Origin of the sequence: Kitasatospora sp. NPDC057015 (assembly GCF_042673745.1) — a bacterium.
GTDB lineage: Bacteria > Actinomycetota > Actinomycetes > Streptomycetales > Streptomycetaceae > Kitasatospora.
Map to the genome: position 1 here is coordinate 176,253 of NZ_JBHUSG010000011.1, position 20,506 is coordinate 196,758.

The window sequence follows — 20,506 nt, forward strand, 5'->3', positions numbered from 1 at the left end:
GGGCGGGCGGTGTCCGGTCTTCTTACGGATGGCGCAATCAGCTGCCCCATACCAGGGCATTCCTGACACTATGGTCCTGTCGGAATGATCATCCACCCGGGGTTCCGGCGGGTCCGGGCCCCCACCCACGAGGAGCCGCGCGATGGCCGACCCGGCAGCCGATCCCGGCCGGACTCCGGCGCCCGCGCCCGTACCGGCGCCCCCGCAGACCGCCGTGAAGAACCTCTGGCTGCCGATCGGCGCGCTGCTGCTGGCCCTGCTGATCGCGGCCCTCGACCAGACCATCGTCTCCACCGCGCTGCCCACCATCGTCAGTGACCTCGGCGGCCTGGAGCACCTCTCCTGGGTGGTCACCGCCTACCTGCTCGCCTCCACCGCGGCCACCCCGCTCTGGGGCAAGCTCGGCGACATGTACGGCCGGAAGACCTTCTTCCAGGCGTCGATCGTCATCTTCCTGATCGGCTCGGTGCTCTGCGGCCTCGCCCAGAACATGGGCCAGCTGATCGGCTTCCGCGCCCTCCAGGGCCTGGGCGGCGGCGGCCTGATGGTGCTCAGCCAGGCCATCGTCGGGGACCTCGTACCACCCCGGGACCGCGGCAAGTACCAGGGCCTGTTCGGAGCCGTCTTCGGCGTCACCAGCGTGCTGGGGCCGCTGCTCGGCGGCGTCTTCGTCGACAACCTCAGCTGGCGCTGGGTCTTCTACATCAACGTGCCGATCGGCGTGGTGGCCCTGCTGGTGATCGCCGCCGTGCTGCACGGCACCGGGGTGAAGCACCGCCACCGGATCGACTACCCGGGCACCGTCCTGATCGCCTCGGTCGCCACCTGCCTGGTGCTGATGACCTCGCTCGGCGGAACCACCTGGGCCTGGGGCTCCTGGCAGATCGTCGGACTGGGCGTCCTCGGCGTCGTGCTGCTCGTCGCCTTCGTCGCGGTGGAGCGCCGGGCCGAGGAGCCCGTGCTGCCGCTGCGGCTGTTCCGCATCCGCACCTTCAGCCTGGTCGCCGTCATCTCCTTCGTGGTGGGCTTCGCCATGTTCGGCGCGCTCACCTACCTGCCGACCTTCCTCCAGGTCGTCCAGGGGGTCTCGCCCACGATGTCCGGCATCCACATGCTGCCGATGGTGCTCGGGATGCTGCTCACCTCCATCGGCTCCGGACAGATCGTGGCCCGGACGGGGCACTACCGGATCTTCCCGATCCTCGGGACCGCCCTCACCGCCGTCGGCCTGCTGCTGCTCTCCCGGCTCACCGAGGACAGCACCACCACCGAGATGAGCGTCTGCTTCCTGGTCTTCGGGCTCGGGATCGGCCTGGTCATGCAGGTCCTGGTGCTGGCCGTGCAGAACGCCGTCGGCTACGAGGACCTGGGCGTCGCCACCGCCGGGGCGACCTTCTTCCGCTCCATCGGCGCCTCCTTCGGCGTCTCGGTCTTCGGCTCCGTCTTCGCGAACGGGCTCGACCGCCGGCTGGCCGACGCCCTGGCGGGAGTGCCGCTGCCGCCCGGGTTCAGCGCCGGCTCGATCGCCTCCGACCCGCAGACGGTCGAGCTCCTGCCACCCGCCGTCCAGGACGGGATCCACCACGCGTACTCCGAGTCGATCACCCGGGTCTTCCTGTTCGCGGTGCCGGTCGTGCTGGTCGCCTTCGTGCTCTCGCTGCTGCTGCGCGAACAGCCCCTGCGCTCCACCGTGACCGCCCCCGACCTCGGCGAGTCGATCGGCGTCAACCCCGTCGAGCGCAGCTCGCTCGACGAGATCGCCCGCGCGCTGTCCACGCTCAACACCAGGGAGGCCCGCCGGGACCTCTTCCGCCGGATCACCGCCACCGCCGGACTCGACCTGCAGCCCGCCGCCAGCTGGCTGATCCTGCAGATGCACCACCACGGCTCGGTCGAGACCGTCGAACTGGCGGAGCGCCGGATCGTCCCCGTCGAGGTCGTCGAGACCGCCGCCCGGGAGGTCGAGAGCCGCGGCCTGGCCTCCCGCGGCAGCGGGCTCCCGCTGCGCCTGACCGAGGCCGGCGAGGCCGCCGCCACCCGCCTGGTGGCCGCCCGGCGCACCCAGCTCGCCGAACTCCTCGGCGACTGGGACGAGCAGCAGTACGCCGACCTCGCCGCGCTGCTCACCCGCCTCAGCTCCGGCCTGTGCGCCGACGCGCGGGACCGTCCGGACCGGATCCCGCCGGGCCGCGCCCCGCACGGCGGCGGGCGCCCGGCCTGACCGGGCGCCACCGCCGCCGGGAGACCGCGGCCGGTCAGGGGCGGCCCAGGGCCCGGTACCGCCATCCGCGGGCCCGCCAGGCGACCGGGTCGAGGGCGTTGCGGCCGTCGACCACGGCGCGGGCGGCGACCACCTCGCCGAGCTCCCCGGGGTCGAGCCCGGCGAACTCCGGCCATTCGGTCAGCACCATCGTCACGTGCGCGCCCTGCGCCGCCTCGGCCGCCGAGCCGGCGTAGTCCAGCTCGGGGTACGCCTTGCGGGCGTTGTCCAGCGCGACCGGGTCGTACACCTGGACGACGGCGCCCTCCGCCCTGGCCGCCAGCGCCACGGCGAGAGCGGGGGAGTCCCGGATGTCGTCGGAGTGCGGCTTGAAGGCCGCTCCCAGCACCGCCACCGTCCGGCCTTCGAGCGTTCCGCCCGCCAGCTCGCGGGCCAGCTCCACGGCGCGGGCCCGGCGCCGGCCGTTGATCGCGTCGACCTCCCCCAGGAAGGCGAGCGCCGACCCGACCCCCAACTCCTCGGCGCGGGCCGCGAAGGCGCGGATGTCCTTCGGCAGGCAGCCGCCGCCGAAACCGATGCCGGGGCTCAGGAAGCGCCGGCCGATCCGGTCGTCGTGGGAGAGGGCCTCGGCCAGGGCGAGGACGTCGGCGCCGACCGCCTCGCACACCTCGGCCATCGCGTTGATGTACGAGATCTTCGTGGCCAGGAAGGAGTTGGCGGCGGACTTGACGAGCTCGGCGGTGGCGAAGTCGGTCACCACCACGGGGACCTCGCCCAGCGGCCGGTAGATCTCGCGGAGGGTTCGCTCCGCCCGCCCGGTCCGCACCCCGAGCACCAGCCGGTCCGGGCTGAGGGTGTCCTTGACGGCGAAGCCCTCCCGCAGGAACTCGGGGTTCCAGGCGAGGTCGACGGCCCGGCCGGCCGGGGCGAGCTCCACCAGCCGGTCGGCGAGCCGCCCGGCCGTCCCCACCGGGACGGTGGACTTGCCGACCACCAGGCACTCCCGGGTGAGCAGCGGGGCGAGCGCCTCGACCGCCGCGTCGAGCTGCGAGGTGTCCGCCGCGGACCCGCCGGCGCGCTGGGGCGTCCCCAGACAGAGGAAGTGCACGTCGCCGAAGTCGGCGGCCTCCGCGACGGAGGTGGTGAACCGCAGGCGGCCCGAGTCCAGGCCGTCGCGCAGCAGTTCCGCCAGGCCCTCCTCGTGGATCGGCAGGTGTCCTGCGTTCAGATGGCGGACCTTGTCCGCGTCGATGTCCAGGCCCAGCACCCGGTAGCCCAGCGCGGCCATGCAGGCGGCGTGGGTGATGCCCAGGTATCCGGTGCCGATGACGGTCATTCGATGCCGTGCGCGCAAGGCCGACCCCTTTGCAGTCGAGTGCTGGACGATCGTGGACGTCTGAGGTGGAGCCGGTGTGCCGCGGTGGACGAGGGTGGGAGGGGCGGGCCGGTCAGCCGCCCGCGGAGGGCACCGGCACGCCGGTCGCGCCGTCCGCCGCCCGGCCCGGCGGGGCCGGCTCCGGGGCCCGCCGCAGACCGCGGATCGGCGGGCTGCACAGGAGCGCCGCCGCGCAGCCGACGGCGGCCACCGTCGCGACCCCCAGGAGGAGATGGACCCCGGCGACGCCACTGGCCGGCCCGGAGACCGCCTGGCCGAGCGGCACGGCGAGGATGGACCCCGCGACCTGGTAGGCGGCGACCCGGTTCAGCCGGTCCTCCGGGATCCGGGTCTGCACCGTGGTGGCCCACTGGACACCCCAGAACGCCCAGCCGGCCCCGGCCGTCGCGTACCCGAGCATCAGCAGCGGCAGGGCCGGCACGGTGGCCGCCGCCAGCGGCATCAGCGGGAACAGCAGCATCGCCAGGCCGCCGCCGAACAGCGGCCGCTCGGGCCGGACCCGGATCGCGACCAGGCCGCCGACGATGCACCCGGCGCCGAACGCGCCCTCGGCGTAGCCGAAGGCCGCCTTGCCGTGCGCCTCGATGATCGACACGGCGCCGAGCGGGGTGATCGGACCCCAGACGAACACGCCCAGGACCCACCAGATCAGGATCACGCCCCACAACCAGGACCGGGAGCGGAACTCGTGCCAGCCCGTCAGGAGGTTGGTGAGGGTGGAGGCGGAGCGGTCCACCTCGAACCGGGGCAGCCGCAGGGCCACCAGGCAGATCCCGCTGACCGCGAAGGTCGCCGCGTCGATCGCGAACACCCAGGCCGCCGACGTCGCGGCCACCAGGACCCCGGCCACCGCCGGGCCCGCCATGGTGGCGAACCCCTCACTGACCCGCAGCACCCCGTTCGCCTGCTGGGCGTCGGCGGCGACCTGCGGCACCAGGCTCGACGTACCGGGCTGGAACATCGCGGTGGCGACGCCGCCGGCCAGCGCCGCGGCGACCATGAACCACAGCGGCGGGTGCCCGAGCCAGAGACAGGCCGTGACCGCCACCTGCACCAGGAACCGGACGGCGTCCGCGCCGATCATCAGCGGCCGCGGGTGGAACCGGTCGGCGAACACCCCGCCGAACACCACGAACAGTGCGAACGCCCCCATCCAGGCACCGAGCGCGAAGCCGACCCCGCTGACGCCGTAGCCGAGCGAGAGCATCGCGACCGCCGTCGCGACCGGGATCATCGTGTCGCCCACCTGCGAGACGACGCGGGCGGTGAAGTAGAAGCCGAAGTTCCACGTCCACAGGCGGGACGGGGCGGCGGGCTGTCGCATCAGGGATCCTCTTCGGTACGGCGTCGGTGTCGGCCCCCCGAGGCGCGGTCGCCCCGGGGAGCCGTGGGATCAGGCCTGGCTCAGAGGGCGATCCGCACGTCGTATGCCCGCAGCCAGCCGTCCAGTTGGAGCCCGGTCTCCAGGGCCGCGCGGCTCACGCCGTGCTCCAGCGCGGCGCTCCCGCTCTCGGCCACCGCCTGCCGGAGCGCGTCGGAGAACAGTGGTGCGGCCGGGCTCCGCGGATCGCGGACGACGTCGGCCAGCCGCTCGCGGAGCATCCGATCGTAGGCACCGGCGCGCAGGTTGGGGTACGGCGTCTTGATCCGCATGGCCACCGCCTCGGGCAGCAGGTCGCGCATCGCCGCCCGCAGCAGGCTCTTCTCCCGGCCGTCGAAACTCTTCATCGCCCAGGGGATGTTGAAGGCGTAGTCGAGCAGCTTGTGATCGGCGAACGGGATCCTGATCTGCAGCCCGCTGCTCATCCCCAGCCGGTCCAGCCGGTCGAAGAGCACCCGGGAGTGCCGGGTCAGCGCGAGGTAGGTCACCTCCCGGTAGCGCGCCTCGGCGGGGTCGGTGACGTGCTCCTTCGCCGCGATCTCCGCCACCGCCGCGCTGTGCGAGTCGTGTTCGTACGCGGCCAGGTCGAGCTTGCCGAGCAGGTCGGGGTCGAAGACGGCGTCGTACCCCTGGTAGCGCGCCCGGCCCTCCTGCACCCACGGGAAGGTGCCGCTGAAGACCCACTCCGGCAGGCGCTGCCAGTTGTACCCGCCGAAGACGTCGTCGCCGCACTCCCCGGACAGGGCCACGGTGGCGTGCTGCCGCGCGGCGGCGAACAGCAGGTGCAGGGAGGCGTACTGGTCGCCCTTGTTGATCGGCAGGTCGTAGGCGGCGAGGACGGCGGCCCGCAGGGCCGGGTCGAGCAGGTCGAGCGCGTCCAGCGGCAGCTCGCTCAGGTCCGAGCCGACGTGCTCGGCCATCAGGCGCGCGTAGAGGTGGTCCTCGTTGCCGAGGCCGCCGTCGGGCCGGGCGGGATCGCGGTCGTCGACCGTGAACGAGCGGATCCGGCCCAGGCCCTCGCGGCGCGCCACCCCGGCCGCGAGCGCGGTGAGCGAGCTGGAGTCCAGGCCGCCCGAGAGCAGGGCGCACGGGGGGACGTCGGCCACCATCTGCTGGGCCACCACCGACTCCAGCAGTTCGCGCGTGGTGGCGACGGTCCGCTCCAGCGAGTCGGTGTGCTCCCTGACCTGCAGCCCCCAGTAGCGCTGCGCCGTGACGCCCTCCCGGGTGACCCGCACCGTGCAGCCGGGCAGGACCTCCGTCAGGCCGCGGAAGACCGCCCGCCCGGGCACCCTGGCCACCGCGAGGATGTCACGCAGGCCGTCGGCGTCGACCACCGGTGCGAAGTCCGGGTGGGCGAGGACGGCCTTCGGCTCGGAGCCGAACAGCACGCCGGACGGGGTCGGCGCGTAGTGGAGGGGCTTCACGCCCGCCCGGTCGCGCACCAGCAGCAGCTCCTGGCGGCGCTCGTCCCAGACGGCGAACGCGTAGACGCCGTCGAGCTGTCGGACGCAGTCGGCACCCCACTCCAGGTACGCGTGCAGGACCACCTCGGCGTCGGTGGCGGTCCGGAAGGAGTGGCCGAGGGCGCGCAGCCGGGCGCGCAGCTCCCCGGAGTTGTACGTCTCGCCGCTGAAGGTGACGACCGCGTGCCGGCCGGAGCCGTCCTCGACCCTGACGGGGAGGCTCTCCCCCTCCAGGCCGGCGGTGGACAGCATCCGCTGTCCCAGGGCGGCGTGCTTCGAGATCCAGGTGCCGCCGGCCGCGGGGCCGCGCCGCACCATGGTCGCCGTCATGGCCTGCGCGGCGCCCGGGCTGAGCGTCACGTCGCGGGCGAAATCTACCAACCCGGCTATACCGGACATCGTGTCTCCTTTGAGGTCAGTGAGGTCGGCGGGCGTGGCCGCCGGCCGGTCCGGGTCGTCCGGTTACTTGATGTCCTCGCCGCCGTGGATGTCGCAGGCGTACCACTGGGACAGGTCGCGCATCCCCTCGAAGACCGAGGCCGTGGGGCTCCAGCGCAGTTCGCCCTCGACCAGGCCCGTCGCCATGCTCCACCGCTCGACCGCGCCCTGCGGGTCGACCTCCCACGGCGTGCGGCGGGAGACCTCGGCGACCAGGTCGGCCAGCTCCTCCTCGGTGTAGGTGGCCGAGGCCACGTTGAGGACGGGCGCCGACACCGGCGCGGCGAGGACGGTGCCGATCACGTCCGCCAGGTCGCGGTAGTCCAGTACCTGGTGCACCCGCCCGGGCCGGATCGACTGCGGGTGGCGGGTCCAGGCCAGGTGGACGAACTGGACGGGCGCGCTGCCGCGGGCGGCGTGCGGCCCGACCGGGTCGGCGAGGCGCAGCACCTGGACGGCCGTCCCGGTCCGCTCGCCCCACTCGCGGCACCGCTGCTCCTCCTGCCACCAGGAGCGGGCGACCCCGTCCTGCGGCGGCGCCGTCACATCCTGCTCGGTGACGACCCGGTCGCCGCTGCCGCGGTACACCGCGGCGGACCCGGCGTACACCAGGCGCTCCACCCGGGCGGCAGCGGCGGCGGCCAGGACCTCGTCCAGCAGCTCGGGGCCCGCGGAGGGGTCGCCCAGGTGCACCACGTACGCGGCGCCGGCCAGGTCGGGGCCGGCCGGCCCCCCGGCGACCCGGCCGACCAGGTGGTCCTGGTCGCCGAGCAGCCGCGCCAGCTGGCCGGCGAAGCGGCCCTCGCCACCGGTGACGGCGACCGGGGCCCGGTCGGCGGCGGGCCGCCCGGCCCGGCGGCCCGCTCCGAGCGCGGCCAGCGCCAGGTCCCGGATCGGGTGGGCCAGGTCGAGCAGTTCGCCGGCGGGGTAGTCCTCGCACAGGCCGCCGGGCCCCAGCGTCTGCATCGCCGCGGCGGCGACCGCGGCGTCGGGCTCGGGTGCGTCGGCGGTGACCGCACCGATGGCGAACGCCGTCACCCACACGTCCCGGCGGATCCGCTCCGAGAGCCGCGGGGCGGGTTCGGCCGTCGCGAGGCCGGCCAGGCAGGCGTCCAGCAGTCCGGTCCGCCGCAGGTGGCGCTCGGTCTCGACGTACTCCCACTCGCCGCCGTCGCGGATCGCGCACCGGGCCAGGCCGTACCGGTAGAACGGGACGACCGGGAACCGGACGCTCTCGTAGGTCGCCGGTTCCACCACCCGGTCCGAGTAGAGGGTGGCCTGGCGCAGCCCGTGGTAGGCGTTGCCGGCGAGGCTGGGCATGTCCATGTGCTGCACCAGGCTGGGGGTGCAGAACCGGACGGGCACCCCGCGGGCGTTCAGATAGCGCTGCACGACGACGTCGTAGGGCCAGCCCGGCTCGTCCTCCTGCTGGAACTGTGCGTAGCCCCGGGCCAGTTCGGCCGGCAGCAGCAGGGCGTAGCAGGGCACGTGCTCCTGGAGGGTGTAGGCCCAGGGCGCGCCGGTCAGGGCCGCGAGCCGGGCCACGCCGCCGTTGCGGCTGTCCCAGCCGGCGTAGAAGGCGACCGCCTCGTTCCCGGCCGCCGCCGCGACCTTCTCGACGTGGTCGAAGAAGCCCTCGGCGAGTGCCACGTCGTCCTGGAGCACCAGGTGGTGGGTGGCGTCGGGCTCCACGCAGGCCCAGGACAGCGGCGCCACCCGGAGGGCGGTCGGCCGGCCCGCGGGCTCGGGGTCCACCACCACCTTGATCCGGCCCAGCGGGTCGACCTCGGCGATCTGCCGGGCCTCGGCCAGGCGGTCGGGGTGGGTCATCACTGCGCCGCTGAGCTTCACCGGACGGTCGAGCGGGTCCATGAATACCTCATGTCGATGGTCGGGGCGGGCGGTCTTTTTGCCGGGATCGAGTGCGGAGCGCTTTTCGTCGCTTTCGGTGTCGCCGCACGGAATGCCGCCGGGGATATTCCGACGAATTTCCGCGGCTGCCCGGGAGCGGTGATCCGGTGGCGGCGGATCCCGCTCCTCGGGGTGGTCGGGCGCGCGGTCGGTTTCCGTTCGGGCAGGCCGGAGGCCGGTCGGGCGCCCGGCCGCGTTTCGCGGCTGGGTTCGACCGTGAGGGGGTGCGCCTCGCCTGCGGTGGTCCGGGGAGGCGGATCGGTGGGCGGGCGCGGCACGTCGTACGCGGGTGCGGATGCGGATGCGGGTGCGGGTGCGGTGGGAGAGCGTCCCGACCGGCGCGGACGTGCCGCCGGTGGCGGGGGTACCGGGGTGATCGCCGTCCGGGCACGCCGAACGGCAGCGTCGGGCGGACGCCGTGAAGGGCAGCATGACGGGGTGGGCAGCGCGGTGGGGCGGCGCGCACGGCGGACTCGGGAGCCGGCGTGCCGGTGGCGGAGCGGTGCAGGGCGGAGCGGTGTCCGGCCGGCCCGGTGGCCGACTGCGATGGCGGCGACCGGCCGGCGGTCGGTGGCCCGGGGCCACGATCCGATCGCCGTGAATTCACCAGGTGTGCGGCCCGGGGTCCGACCTGTCCCGTGGCTGCTCTCCTGCTGCCGAAAGGCTACTGACGGAATTGACGGGGCGTCAAGGGATTCGAGTGGACTGCCGGTGCGGAAGTCCGGTTCCGGGGGATCCGCGCAGGAATTCGGATAAAGCCCCGGCGAAGCAGATAATTCGCCGATTGGGAGCGCAAGGGGCCGAAAGATCGTGAACCGAGCATAGTGCCGCATGGGGGGCAAATGGTCCAGACCACTTGGGGTGTCGGGGGGAGACGGGGGCGGCGCCCGGCCCCGGCCCGCGGCGGTGTAGGAGACTGCTCGGAGAAGGTCGGGGCCGGGTACCCGCACGCCGGGGCCCGGCTGGATGAGAGGGGCCAGCAGTGGCAGTCGTGAAGATCAACGTGCTCACCGTTCCGGCGGAGCAGCGCGAGGTGCTGGAGCAGCGGTTCGCCTCGCGGGCCGGTGCGGTCGAGAACTCGGACGGGTTCGAGTGGTTCGAGCTGCTGCGACCGGTGGAGGGCACCGACCAGTACCTCGTCTACACCCGCTGGGCCACCGAGGAGCACTTCAAGGCGTGGATGGAGGGCCCGATGCAGGCGGCCCACCGCCAGGGCCCGCCGGCCGCCGAGGGCGGCGCCGCGCAGCGACCGGCCGCCTCCGGGTCCACCCTGTGGTCCTTCGAGGTCGTCCAGTCCGCGGGGCCGAAGGCCTGACCCCGCCGTGCCCGGGCTCCGCCGCCCGTCCGTAAGGGCGGCGGCGGAGCCCCCGGCACGGGAGCGCGGTCGGCCGGGACACGACGGCCCGGAGCGCCGGCTCAGCGCGGGCGGGCGTCCTCCTCGGACGGCGTCCGCGCCGCGGTGAAGGCGACGGGGGCGCCGAAGGCGGCCCGGCGGGAGGCCCGGCGCAGGGTGCGCAGCACCGGCCCGCCGAGGGTGAGGCAGAGGACGACGGTGAGGGCGGCGCGGGGCAGGTCCCAGCCGAGCGAGGTGGTGAGGCAGTAGGCCGCGAAGCGGGGGAGGTTCTCGCTCAGCGGCGCGCCGGCCACGAAGGAGATCGAGCTGGAGAGGCCGCCGATGTACGGCCAGCCCTGCAGGTTCATGATCGTCCCGTACGCGACGGCGGAGCAGGCGCCGTAGCCGGCCAGCAACGCGAGTTCGCGCCGGCCGCGCAGGGCGGCGGCGCCCGGGAGCAGGCCGGCCCCGAGGCAGACCCAGCCCATCGAGAGCATCTGGAACGGCAGCCACGGGCCGACGCCGCCGGTCAGCAGGGCGGAGGCGAACATCGAGACCGAGCCCAGGACGAAGCCGAAGCCCGGTCCGAGGACCCGTCCGGAGAGCACCATCAGGAAGAACATCGGCTCCAGCCCGGCCGTGCCCGCCCCCAGCGGGCGCAGGGCCGCGCCGGCCGCCGCCAGCATGCCCAGCAGGGCGACGGCCTTCGCGTCCATGCCCGGCTCGCCGGTGGCCGAGCGGCCCTCGGAGATCTGCGCCACCACCACGGCGAGCAGCAGCGGCAGCAGCAGGGCGAAGAGCCAGGGGGCGTCGGCGGAGTGGCCGACCAGCGCGGACCCGGTCGAGGCGAGCAGCGGCCAGCCGAAGGCCACCACGCCGATCGCCGAGATGAGCAGCAGGGTGGCGGTCGAGCGCCGGCCGAGCGGGACGGGACGGGCCAGCCTGGCGCGGTCGACGGAGGCGGAGGCGGAAGCGGGCGCGGGTGTCGGGCCGGCGGTACCGGCCGTGCCGTGGTCGCCGGGGGCGGGCTGTGCGCTCATGCCGGGCCGACCTCCGCTCCCGCCAGGGCGCGTTCGACCTGCTCGACGGTCAGCCAGCGCGCGGGGCCGAGGATCTTGGCGACCTGCGGGGCGAAGGCGGGGGAGGAGAGCACGACGTCCGCCGTCGGGCCGTCCGCGACCACCTCGCCCTCGGCGAGGATCACCGTGCGGTGGGCCAGTGCGGCCGCGAGTTCGACGTCGTGGGTGGCGAGCAGGACGGCGTGCGAGTCGGCGGCCAGCCCGCGCAGGATCTCCACCAGCCGGGCCTTCGCCGCGTAGTCGAGCCCGCGGGTGGGCTCGTCCAGCAGCAGCAGCGGCGGCCGGGAGGTCAGGACGACGGCCAGCGCGAGCGAGAGCCGCTGGCCCTCGGAGAGGTCGCGCGGGTGGGCGCCGTCCCCGATGCCCGGCAGCAGCCGCTCGACCAGGGCGCGGCAGGTGCCGGGGGCGGCGTCCGCGTCCTGGTCGGCGGCGGCGCACTCGGCGCCGACGCTCTCGCAGAACAGCAGGTCGCGCGGATCCTGCGGGACCAGCCCGGCCCGGCGGACCAGGTCCTTCGGCCGGGCCCGGTGCGGGGTCAGCCCGCCGACCCGTACGCTGCCGGCCGCCGGCGCGTGCAGGCCGACCAGGCTGCCGAGCAGGGTGGACTTGCCGGCGCCGTTGCGGCCCATCAGGGCGGTGATCTCGCCGGCGTGCAGGGTCAGGTCGACGCCGCGCAGGGCGGGCACCGGCCCGCGCCGGACGACCAGGCGTTCGACGGTCGCGACCGGGTCGCCGGCCGGAGCTCGGCCGGCGGTCGCGGCGGCGGCCCGGTCCGCGTCCGGTGCGGCGCCGTCCGGTGCGTCGGCAGCCGGCGGCAGGTCGTCGAGGCGGGCCCGCAGCGCGCCGGCGCGGCGCCGGGCGTCGCGGACCGAGAGCGGCGGCGGCGACCAGCCGGCCAGCCGCCCGAGGGCGACGACGGGCGGGTGGACGGGCGACTGCGCCATCACCTCGGCGGGCTCGCCCAGGACGGGCCGCTGCCCGGCGCCGGGCAGCAGCAGCACCTGGTCGGCGTACTGGACGACCCGCTCCAGACGGTGCTCGGCCATCAGCACGGTGGTGCCGAGGTCGTGGACGAGCCGCTGCAGGACGGCCAACACCTCCTCGGCGGCCCCGGGGTCGAGGGCGGAGGTGGGTTCGTCCAGTACGAGGACCTTCGGGTGGACGGTCAGCACCGAGCCGATCGCCACCCGCTGCTGCTGCCCGCCGGACAGCGAGCCCAGTGCGCGCCCGCGCAGGTCGGCGAGGCCGAGCAGGTCGAGGGTCTCCTCGACCCGGCGGCGCATCACCTCGGGGGCCAGGCCGAGCGACTCCATGCCGTAGGCGAGTTCGTCCTCGACCGTGTCGGTGACGAAGTGTGCGAGCGGGTCCTGCCCCACCGTGCCCACCAGATCGGCGAGTTCGCGCGGCCGGTGGGTGCGGGTGTCACGGCCGCCGACGGTGACGCGGCCGTGCAGCACGCCGCCGGTGAAGTGCGGGACGAGACCGCTGACGGTGCCGAGCAGGGTGGACTTGCCCGAGCCCGACGGGCCGACCAGCAGGCAGAGTTCGCCCTCGGCGACGGTCAGGTCGAGGCCGTCGAGGGCGGGTGCGGAGGCGTCCGGGTAGCTGACCGAGACCTGGTCGAAGGTGATCACGAGACACTCCGGGGCGGGATCGGGGCGGCGACCGCCGGCACCAGGCCGACCAGCACGGCCAGCGCGGCGGTCAGGGGCAGGGCCGGTGCGACGAGCGGGACGAGGGAGGGGGTGAAGGCGGCCGGGTCGAGCGCCGCCAGCCGGATCACCAGGGCCGCCACCAGCACCCCGGAGCCGGCCACCGCCCACTCCCGCCAGGCCCAGGGGTCCGGGCGGTAGCGGGTCCTGAGGGCCCGCCGGCTGCCGAGCAGCAGTCCGGCGAACGCGGCGGCCAGTCCGAGCCCGAGGACGGGCAGCGTCCAGGCGGTGGCCGCCGAGCCGAGCAGCCCGTACGCGGCGGCGCAGATCCCGAGCAGTCCGGCCAGGGTCAGCGCGGCGGTCGTGCGGGCGACCCGGGGCGGCACGTCGGCCGTGCGGCCGAACCCCCGGGTGTCCATCGCGGCGGCCAGCGCGACCGAGCGCTCCAACGCGCCCTCCAACACCGGCAGTCCGACGCTGAGCAGGGCCCGGGCGCCCCGGTCGGAGCGGCCGCGCAGCCGGCGGGCGGCCCGCAGCCGCCGGACGTCGGCGACCAGGTGGGGTGCGAAGGTCATCGCCACCACCACGGCGACACCCGCCTCGTAGAGCGCGCCGGGCAGGGTGCGCAGCAGCCGGGCCGGGCCGGCCAGCGCGTTGGCGGCGCCGACGCAGATCAGCAGGGTGGCGAGCTTCAGCCCGTCGTACAGCGCGAAGAGCAGGCCCTCGACGGTGACCCGGCCGCCGACCCGCACCCCCTGCGCCCAGGCGGGCAGCGGCAGTTCCGGCAGGGTGAAGAGCACGTGCGTGCCGGGGACGGGCGAGCCCAGCAGGACGGCGAACAGCAGCCGGATGCCCAGCACCAGCAGGCCCAGCCGCAGGAAGGTCCCGTACGAGCGCGACCAGGGTGCGTCGCTGCGCCGGGCCGCGACCACGTACCCGGTGACGGCGATGATCAGCAGGAGCAGCAGCGGATCGGTGGTGCGGGAGGCCGCCGCGCCCATGCCGAGCGCCCACAGCCACCACGCCCCTGGGTGCAGGTGGCGCGGGCCGGCGGCCGGGCGGGTGCGGCGGGCTCTGGTCACGAGAGGTCCTGGTGGGGAGTGTCCTGGGAGGTCAACAGGGGTGCGGGGTATGGGGTGTGGCAAGCCCGGTCGGTCAGCGGCGCCGGCGGGCCTGCCAGACCGCGCCGGCGGCCAGCACCGCGACGACGGCGCCACCCGCGATCAGACCGAGGTCCGGGCCGCCGGAGCCGCCGGAGTCGGGTCCGGACGGGGCGAGGGCCTCGCCGCAGCCCGCCTTCGGGTAGCCGGCGATGGCGCACAGGATGCCGGCGCCGTCGTAGCGCAGCGGCGGCGCCAGGGCGGCCAGCACCTCCGCGGAGCTGGCGGCGGTGGCCACCGAGGCGCAGCCCGTCCGCGGTGCGGGCGGCGCCGCGCCGTCGGGGAGCGCGCCGGGCGGGGCGTCGGCGGCGGTGCCGAAGTCCAGGACGACGGCGACCCGCTTGCGGCCGGCCTGCGCCGGGGTGGCGGCGCAGGCGGCGTCGAAGTCGCCGGGCGAGCCCGGTCGGGCGGCGTCCCGGCCGCCGTCCGGACTGACCGCGAAGCGCCAGCCGTCCACCGAGCCGTCCGGCGGCACGTAGAGGGCCGGGCCCTGCTGCTGGTAGGTCCAGGCGCCGGCCGACCACTTCCAGAAGGACCAGTAGCGGTAGCCGGTCGCGTGCGCGGGGGCGGCGGTCAGGGCACCGAGGAGGCCCAGCAGGGCGGTGGCGACCAGGGTGGCCGCCACCGCCCGGGGGCGTGCCTGGCGGATCACCTGCCGGGCTTCCCGGCGGCGTCCCGGTTGCCGCGCCGGCGCTGCAGGCTGAGCAGCAGGCCGCCGCCGATGCCGATCAGCAGGCCGACGCCGATGACCCAGAGGGTCGAGACGCCGCCCTTGTCGTCCTTCGCCGCGGCGGTGGCGGCCGGCGAGGCCGGCGCCGACTTGAGCGCCGGGCCGGCCGCGGTGAGCTGCTGGAGGAGGTTCGTCCCGCCGAAGGCGGCCGGGTCGCGCTGCGCGGCCTGCGCGACCAGGACGAGGGTGGCGGTGGCGGACGCGTCGGTGCCGCCCTTCGTCCAGGTGCCGCCCTGGGCGGCCAGCCAGTCGACGGCGCCGACGGCCTGCTTGGCGTGACCGGACTGGATCAGGCTGAGCGCCGCCCAGGCGGTCGCGGTGTAGTCGGGGGTCGGGGTCGCGCCCGGCAGGGTCAGCATCAGGTGCTGGTCGCCGGCGGCGAGCTGCCCGGCCAGGTACGCGGCGGCGGCCTCGGCCGAGTCGGCGCGCGCAACGGGCTGCGCGGCGGCGCCGGCGGTGCAGGCGAGGGCCTTGGCCGCGGCGTCGACCTGGTTGGTGTTGACGACCGGCAGGCGGCCCCCGGCGGCGGCCAGCGCGGCCTGCGAGGAGGCCAGCGCGTTGGCGGCCAGCGCACCGGCCGGGTCGGGCTGGTACGCGAACGCGCCGCGCTGCTCGGCGGGCGAGGCGCAGCCGAGCTGGAAGAGCGCCAGGCCGTCGTAGCCGCTGCGGCCGGCCTTCGCCACGGTCGCCGGGTCGGCCTTGGCCGCGAGCAGGGCGGTGACGGTGAGGCCGGTGGAGTTGGCGTCGCCGGGGCTGCCCGGGTTGTAGGCCCAGCTGCCGTCCGCGTTCTGGTTGGCCTTCAGCCAGGCCACGCCCTTGTCGACGGCGTCCTGGTGGCCGCCGAGCGCGGCGAGGGCCTGGACGGCGACGGCGGTGGCGTTGCTGTCCTCCGTCGGGGCGTCGCACGGGACGGCGGTGTCGGGGCGGAAGGACGGCCAGCCGCCGTCCGCGCACTGCTGGCCGGTGAGCCAGCCGACCGCACTGTCGGCGGGCACGGCGTGCACGCCCGCGAGCGCGGCCAGGGCCAGCGACTGGCGCCAGACGCCGTCGTAGGTGGGGTCGCCCTGTCCGTAGAGCCCGGCGGGGACGGCGACGGTGGCGGTGGGGGAGGGGCTGTCGGCGAGGGCCGGCGCGGCGCCGGCGCCGGCCAGCAGCAGGGCGGACAGGACGGCGGCGCCCGTGCGGGCGGCGGTCAGCATGGCGGGTGGTGCCTTTCGATGAGCGGTGGGTGGCCCGTGACGGGCCGTCCGTAGACCTCGACGGTGCCGGGCGGGCGCCCGGCCTGGCCGCTCGCCGCTCCCCGGGCGGTCCGGCTCGCCCGGCGCCTGGGCGCGCGGGCTCACGGTTGCGGGGTCAGCGCCGGTTTCGCACCGGCTTTCCCCGGAAGAGAGGCGGATGCAGTTGTGGTGCCCGTCGACTCTATCCGCAGCGTCCGCCGGCCAGGTGCGCGTGCGGTGTGGGCTCGGTCGCACACCGCGGGCGGGAACGAGAACCGGTTATCGCCGGCGCGGGGCGTCCGACCCCGGGGCGCCCGGCAGGTCGAGCAGCCGGGCGGCGGTCCGCAGGTCGGCCCGGACCTCGCCGATCGAGGCGCGGCCGGAGAGCCAGGAGACCAGCGCGGAGTGCCAGGTGTGCTCGATCACGCGGACGGCGGCGCGCTGCTCCTCGCTGGGCGGCCCGGCCTGCCCGATGGCGTCCAGGATGATCTGCGAGGTCAGGCCGCTGACCCGGTCGACCTCGGCGCTGACCGAACGGTCGGCGAAGGACAGCGCACGCACCATCGCCTCGGCCAGCAGCGGCTCGCGCTGGAGGGCGTGGAAGGCCAGGGTGAGGGTTTCGGCCACCCGCAGGGCGGGGTCGTCCCCGGCCGGCGGATGCCGCCTGACCTGCTCGTGCAGCTGCTGGAGCTGCTCCTGCATCACCGCCACCAGCAGGTGCACCTTGGAGGGGAAGTAGCGGTAGAGCGTGCCGAGCGCGACCTGCGCGCCGTCCGCCACCTCGCGCATCTGCACCGCCTCGTACCCGCCCCGGGCCGCCAGGGCGGAGGCGGCGCGCAGGATCCGCGACCGGCGCTCGGCCTGGCGCGCGCTGAGCGCGGGGCCCGCGATCCGGGCGGCGGCCGGGTCGGGCGTGGTGGTCGGCATGGGGCCCCCAGGGCGCGAGGTCACGATGGGTCGCAGATCGGGTCGCGGAGTGGGCCGCGGGCGTGGCGTGAATCACCATCCCTGGCTCTGAACCACAAGCTACGGGCCGGTATCTTCAAGGTCTCTCATTGTTCACATGCTCAATGACGAGCTCCACGCCACAGTGAAACCTGATCTACTTTAGCGCCGTGGGCCGGCTCCGGCCCGGACGAGTGGATCACACCCGAGCAGCAGAGATGAGGGGCCGAGGATGACCGCGCAGCCGCTGCGGATTGCCCTGCTGTCCTACCGCGGCGACCCGTTCTGCGGCGGTCAGGGCGTGTACGTCCGGCACCTGTCCCGTGAACTGGCCCGCCTCGGCCACCACGTGGACGTGATCGGATCCCAGCCCTTCCCGGTGCTGGACGAGGTGGCGGGCCCGGGCTCGGTGCGCCTGGTGGAGCTGCCGAGCCTGGACCTCTACCGCGCCGACGACCCGTTCCGCACCCCGAGGCTCGCCGAGTACCGCGGGCCGGTGGACGTGCTGGAGGTCGCCACCATGCGCACCGGCGGGTTCCCCGAGCCGCTGACCTTCTCGCTGCGCGCCCGCCGCTACCTGGCCGCGCACAAGGGCCGCTACGACGTCGTGCACGACAACCAGACCCTCGGCTACGGCCTGCTGGGCCTGGAGCGGCACGGGTTCCCGCTGGTCACCACGATCCACCACCCGATCACGGTGGACCGGCAGCTGGAGCTCGACGCCGCGCCGACCCGGCTGCGCCGGCTGTCGCTGCGCCGCTGGTACTCCTTCACCCGGATGCAGCGCCGGGTGGCCGCCCGGCTCGACCACATCATCACCGTCTCCGGCAGCTCCAAGGCCGAGATCGCCGAGCACCTGGGCGCCGCGCCGGGCGCCGTCTCGGTGGTGCCGATCGGTGCCGACACCCGGCTGTGGTCGCCCTCCGGGGAGATCGCGCAGGTGCCCGGCCGGATCGTCACCACCTCCAGCGCGGACGTCCCGCTGAAGGGACTGGTCCACCTGGTGGAGGCGCTGGCGAAGGTCCGCACCGAGCGCGAGGCGCACCTGGTGGTGGTCTGCAAGCAGCGCTCGGACGGCCCGGTGGCGGAGGCCGTCCGGCGCTTCGGGCTGGAGCCGTACATCGAGTTCCGCAGCGGGCTGACCGACCGGGAGCTGGTGGACCTCTACCGCTCCGCCGAGGTGGCCTGCGTGCCGTCGCTGTACGAGGGCTTCTCGCTGCCGGCGGCGGAGGCGATGGCCACCGGTACGCCGCTGGTCGCCACCACCGGCGGGGCGATCCCCGAGGTGGCCGGTCCGGACGGGGAGAGCTGCCTGGCCGTCCCGCCGGGCGACGCCGGCGCGCTGGCGACGGCCCTGGGCCGGCTGCTGGACGACCCGGGGCTGCGGGCGGCGCTGGGCGCCGCCGGGCGCGAGCGGGTGCTGGCGCGGTTCACCTGGGAGCGGGCGGCGGAGCTGACCGTCGAGCGCTACCGGGCGGCGATCGCCACCGGGGCCGGGCAGCGGGCCCGTTCCGGTGCGGGCTGGCGCTACGTGGCCTGACGGCCCGGCCGTGTGCGGTTGCCGGTGCGCGGCCACCCCGGACATCGCTCCGGCGGAGCCGGGCGGCGTCGTCCGACGTGACCTCAAGAACGTTTGGTACCAAGGAATGGGAGCCCCGCAGTGCTGACCGTCGATTTCTCGCGCTTCCCGCTCGCCCCCGGCGACCGGGTGCTCGACCTGGGCTGCGGCGGGGGCCGGCATGCCTTCGAGTGCTACCGACGCGGCGCCCGGGTGGTCGCCCTCGACCAGAACGCCGAGGAGATCGCCGAGGTCCGGAAGTGGTTCGCGGCGATGGCGGAGGCGGGCGAGGCCCCGGCCGGCGCGTCCGCGGAGGCGATGGAGGGCAACGCGCTCGCGCTGCCGTTCGAGGACGAGTACTTCGACAAGATCATCATCTCTGAGGTGATGGAGCACATCCCGGACGACAAGGGCGTGCTCAACGAGATGTTCCGGGTGCTCAAGCCCGGCGGGCTGCTCGCCGTCACGGTGCCGCGCTGGCTGCCCGAGAAGATCTGCTGGGCGCTCTCCGACGAGTACCACGCCAACGAGGGCGGCCACATCCGGATCTACCGCGGCGACGAACTGCTGGAGAAGCTGACCGACGCCGGCCTCACGCCGTACGGCACCCACCACGCGCACGCGCTGCACTCCCCGTACTGGTGGATCAAGTGCGCGGTCGGCGTCGACAACGACAAGGCGCTGCCGGTCAAGGCCTACCACCAGCTGCTGGTCTGGGACATCGTCGGCACCCCGGTGATCAGCACCCTCACCAAGGCCGCCGAGAAGGCCCTCAACCCGGTCATCGGCAAGAGCTTCGTCGCGTACGCCAGCAAGCCGCAGCGGCCCGCCGCCCAGACCGCCGCACAGCCCGCCGACGAGGCCGGCGCGTGACCGCCGCCGTTCCGGAGGCACTGCTGCTGGACGGGGTGCTCGACGCCGAGCAGGCGGCCGCCACCGTCCGCAGCATCCTGGCCGAGCAGCAGGCGGACGGCGCCATCCCCTGGTTCACCGGCCACCACCTCGACCCCTGGGACCACACCGAGGCCGCGATGGCCCTGGACACCGCCGGCGAGCACGCCGCCGCCGAGGCCGCCTACCGCTGGCTGGCGGCCAACCAGAACGCCGACGGGTCCTGGTACGCCGGCTACACCGCCGGGGCGGTCTCCAACGCCTCGAAGGAGACCAACTTCTGCGCGTACGTCGCGGTCGGGGTCTGGCACCACCACCTCAGCACCGGCGACGACGCGTTCCTGGACTGGATCTGGCCCACGGTCCGGCGCGCCCTGGACTTCACCGTCGGCCTGCGCCTGCCCGGCGGCCCGATCGCCTGGCGGCTCGACGAGGACGGCACCGCGCCCGACGAGGCGCTGCTCACCGGCTCGTCCAGCATCCTGCACGCGCTGCGCTGCGGACTGGCCGTCGCCGACTACCTGGAGGAGCCGCAGCCCGACTGGGAGCTGGCGGCCGGGCGGCTGCAGCACGCGGTGGCCCGCCACCCGGAGCGGTTCCTCGACAAGGACCGCTTCTCGATGGACTGGTACTACCCGGTGCTGGGCACCGCGCTGCGCGGCCCGGCCGCGCTGGAGCGGGTCGAGCGGGACTGGGAGCGCTTCGTGGTGCCCGGGCTCGGCGTGCGCTGCGTCAGCGACCGGCCCTGGGTGACCGGCGGGGAGAGCGCCGAACTCGCGCTCGCCCTCTGGGCGGTCGGCGAGTCCGACCGCGCGGTGGAGATCCTGCGCTGGATCCAGCGGCTGCGGCACACCGACGGCTCGTACTGGACGGGGTACGTGTTCGAGAACGACGCCGTGTGGCCGGAGGAGCGCACCACCTGGACGGCGGGTGCGCTGCTGCTCGCGGTGGCCGCCCTGGGCGGCGACCCGGCCACCGTCGCGGTCTTCGGCGGCGAGCAGCTGCCCACCGGACTGCTGGTGCAGGACTGCTGCTGAGCCGCCGCCCGGCGGGCGGGCCGGGGCGACCGGGCCGGGCAACGGAGCCGGGCGAACGAGCCGGCTGAGCGGGCCGAAGCGGGCCCGGTGA

15 protein-coding genes and 1 riboswitch are annotated in these 20,506 nt (G+C 75.2%); of the genes, 5 read left to right on the forward strand and 10 right to left on the reverse strand.

Annotation, left to right across the window (positions count from 1 at the left end):
* Positions 1–142 precede the first annotated feature (142 nt).
* On the forward strand, positions 143–2,221 hold the full coding sequence (locus ACFTWP_RS14050; protein WP_380264753.1) for a DHA2 family efflux MFS transporter permease subunit: 2,079 nt from the start codon (positions 143–145) through the stop codon (positions 2,219–2,221).
* Between the two features lie 34 nt (positions 2,222–2,255).
* On the opposite strand, the gene ACFTWP_RS14055 is transcribed toward ACFTWP_RS14050, so the two are convergent.
* From ACFTWP_RS14055 to ACFTWP_RS14070, 4 genes are all read right to left on the reverse strand, one after another.
* Positions 2,256–3,557 (reverse strand): UDP-glucose dehydrogenase family protein, encoded by a 1,302-nt coding sequence (locus tag ACFTWP_RS14055; protein ID WP_380264794.1) that lies wholly within the window; start codon positions 3,555–3,557, stop codon positions 2,256–2,258.
* Between the two features lie 112 nt (positions 3,558–3,669).
* Positions 3,670–4,941: an MFS transporter gene (locus tag ACFTWP_RS14060; RefSeq protein ID WP_380264754.1), complete on the reverse strand. Its 1,272-nt coding sequence runs from the start codon at positions 4,939–4,941 to the stop codon at positions 3,670–3,672.
* An 80-nt stretch (positions 4,942–5,021) separates the two neighbouring features.
* Complete coding sequence (gene asnB, locus ACFTWP_RS14065) at positions 5,022–6,863, reverse strand: asparagine synthase (glutamine-hydrolyzing) (protein ID WP_380264755.1); 1,842 nt, start codon at positions 6,861–6,863, stop codon at positions 5,022–5,024.
* Between the two features lie 63 nt (positions 6,864–6,926).
* Positions 6,927–8,774, reverse strand: a complete 1,848-nt coding sequence (locus tag ACFTWP_RS14070) for an NAD-dependent epimerase/dehydratase family protein (RefSeq protein ID WP_380264756.1) — start codon at positions 8,772–8,774, stop codon at positions 6,927–6,929.
* 1,021 nt (positions 8,775–9,795) lie between these two features.
* Between ACFTWP_RS14070 and ACFTWP_RS14075 the strand changes: the two genes are divergently transcribed.
* Entirely contained in the window at positions 9,796–10,128 is a 333-nt protein-coding gene (locus ACFTWP_RS14075; protein ID WP_380264757.1) for an antibiotic biosynthesis monooxygenase family protein, read from the forward strand.
* Positions 10,129–10,229: 101 nt separating this feature from the next.
* On the opposite strand, the gene ACFTWP_RS14080 is transcribed toward ACFTWP_RS14075, so the two are convergent.
* The 6 genes from ACFTWP_RS14080 to ACFTWP_RS14105 all read right to left on the reverse strand — a co-directional run bounded on the left by ACFTWP_RS14080 (position 10,230) and on the right by ACFTWP_RS14105 (position 16,911).
* Positions 10,230–11,186, reverse strand: a complete 957-nt coding sequence (locus ACFTWP_RS14080) for an ECF transporter S component (RefSeq protein WP_380264758.1) — start codon at positions 11,184–11,186, stop codon at positions 10,230–10,232.
* Positions 11,183–12,859 carry an ABC transporter ATP-binding protein gene (locus ACFTWP_RS14085; RefSeq protein WP_380264759.1) on the reverse strand — a complete coding sequence of 559 codons (1,677 nt, stop codon included), beginning with the start codon at positions 12,857–12,859 and terminating at the stop codon, positions 11,183–11,185. The genes ACFTWP_RS14080 and ACFTWP_RS14085 overlap by 4 nt, the downstream gene beginning before the upstream one ends.
* Entirely contained in the window at positions 12,856–13,914 is a 1,059-nt protein-coding gene (locus ACFTWP_RS14090; RefSeq protein WP_380264795.1) for an energy-coupling factor transporter transmembrane protein EcfT, read from the reverse strand. The genes ACFTWP_RS14085 and ACFTWP_RS14090 overlap by 4 nt, the downstream gene beginning before the upstream one ends.
* 118 nt (positions 13,915–14,032) lie before the next feature.
* Positions 14,033–14,689, reverse strand: a complete 657-nt coding sequence (locus tag ACFTWP_RS14095) for an SCO2322 family protein (protein WP_380264760.1) — start codon at positions 14,687–14,689, stop codon at positions 14,033–14,035.
* Positions 14,686–15,966 (reverse strand): prenyltransferase/squalene oxidase repeat-containing protein, encoded by a 1,281-nt coding sequence (locus ACFTWP_RS14100; RefSeq protein WP_380264761.1) that lies wholly within the window; start codon positions 15,964–15,966, stop codon positions 14,686–14,688. The genes ACFTWP_RS14095 and ACFTWP_RS14100 overlap by 4 nt, the downstream gene beginning before the upstream one ends.
* A 107-nt stretch (positions 15,967–16,073) precedes the next feature.
* Positions 16,074–16,147: riboswitch (cobalamin riboswitch) on the reverse strand.
* Between the two features lie 116 nt (positions 16,148–16,263).
* Positions 16,264–16,911, reverse strand: coding sequence for a TetR family transcriptional regulator (locus ACFTWP_RS14105; RefSeq protein ID WP_380264762.1), 648 nt, complete (start codon positions 16,909–16,911; stop codon positions 16,264–16,266).
* A 250-nt stretch (positions 16,912–17,161) separates the two neighbouring features.
* On the opposite strand from ACFTWP_RS14105, the gene ACFTWP_RS14110 reads away from it, so the two are divergent.
* From ACFTWP_RS14110 to ACFTWP_RS14120, 3 genes are all read left to right on the forward strand, one after another.
* Positions 17,162–18,469 carry a glycosyltransferase family 4 protein gene (locus ACFTWP_RS14110; RefSeq protein WP_380264763.1) on the forward strand — a complete coding sequence of 436 codons (1,308 nt, stop codon included), beginning with the start codon at positions 17,162–17,164 and terminating at the stop codon, positions 18,467–18,469.
* Between the two features lie 120 nt (positions 18,470–18,589).
* On the forward strand, positions 18,590–19,360 hold the full coding sequence (locus tag ACFTWP_RS14115) for a class I SAM-dependent methyltransferase (RefSeq protein WP_380264764.1): 771 nt from the start codon (positions 18,590–18,592) through the stop codon (positions 19,358–19,360).
* The gene (locus tag ACFTWP_RS14120; RefSeq protein ID WP_380264765.1) at positions 19,357–20,415 is read left to right on the forward strand and encodes a prenyltransferase; all 1,059 of its coding nucleotides are present in this window, start codon (positions 19,357–19,359) and stop codon (positions 20,413–20,415) included. The genes ACFTWP_RS14115 and ACFTWP_RS14120 overlap by 4 nt, the downstream gene beginning before the upstream one ends.
* Positions 20,416–20,506 lie beyond the last annotated feature (91 nt).